Origin of the sequence: Escherichia sp. AM3, from assembly GCF_032029835.1 — a bacterium.
GTDB lineage: Bacteria > Pseudomonadota > Gammaproteobacteria > Enterobacterales > Enterobacteriaceae > Escherichia > Escherichia coli.
Genome location: NZ_JAVUPQ010000372.1, coordinates 1 through 1,011, shown reverse-complemented (window position 1 = coordinate 1,011; position 1,011 = coordinate 1). Strand labels below are relative to the sequence as shown.

1 protein-coding gene and 1 pseudogene are annotated in these 1,011 nt (G+C 43.7%); one reads left to right on the top strand and one right to left on the bottom strand.

The features are described from left to right. Nucleotides 1-181: pseudogene (locus tag RTW80_RS25940) on the bottom strand (GlcNAc transferase); the annotation flags it as partial. A 223-nt stretch (nt 182-404) separates the two neighbouring features. Between RTW80_RS25940 and RTW80_RS25935 the strand changes: the two are divergent. Further along, nucleotides 405-1,011: omptin family outer membrane protease (locus RTW80_RS25935; protein ID WP_139498426.1), on the top strand; the 607-nt coding region annotated here is incomplete at its 3' end.

Below are 1,011 nucleotides of genomic sequence, written 5' to 3'. Positions count from 1 at the left end.
ATTTGCCGACATTAACTCTAATACAAACCCTGATTGCTTCATAATCGCAGGATTTGGCCATTTTGTCTCCCTTTAGATAAGAGTTAACAAAATAAACCCAGGAAGAAGGTACCGGTTTCCATGTTACAGACGTTCCCGGCATAAAGTGTCCGACCAGGGCCTTATTCGCAGTTACCAGCACCCTGTATGCCCTGATATTTCCTGGAACATGGATGACCGGGGCAGTAATCATACCGGGTTTGACTGACTCCCCTGATATTCTGACATAAAAGGGAATAAATAAAGCGACATGCGGCCACATTGTAAACAAACGTTAAACAAAACAGCATTTTTCAGTTGACTACTACGAGTAAATAAAAAAATATTTATCAAAAACAAACGAGTGGAATGGAGTTAACTTGTCTATGTACTTAAAGATTCTTGCTACTGCACTCTCAGCTCCTGTAGCGTTTGCTGCACTGGCTTCTGATACTGGGCTTTCTTTTACACCGGAGAAAATCAGTACGGAGATTGATTTTGGCACTTTAAGTGGCAAGGCCAAAGAACGGGTTTATCTGCCTGAAGAAAAAGGGCGCAAAGCCAGCCAGCTGGACTGGAAATACAGTAATGCGCCAATTGTCAAGGGGGCATTTAACTGGGATCTGTTACCCAGAGTATCTGTCGGTGCCTCAGGGTGGACAACATTAGCTGGTCGTGGAGGCAATATGGTGGACAGGGACTGGCTGGATACGAGCAATCCCGGAACCTGGACTGATGAGAGTAAACATCCGAATACCCGTCTAAATTTTGCTAATGAATTCGACCTGAATATTAAGGGATGGCTCCTGAATCAACCAGACTATCAGTTAGGTCTTATGGCTGGTTACCAGGAAAATCGTTATAGCTTTACAGCAAAAGGAGGCTCTTATATCTATAGTAGTGAGGGAGGCTTCCGGGATGAAACGGGATCATTTCCAGATGGTGAAAGAGCTATAGGCTACAAACAACACTTTAAAATGCCCTATATAGGGT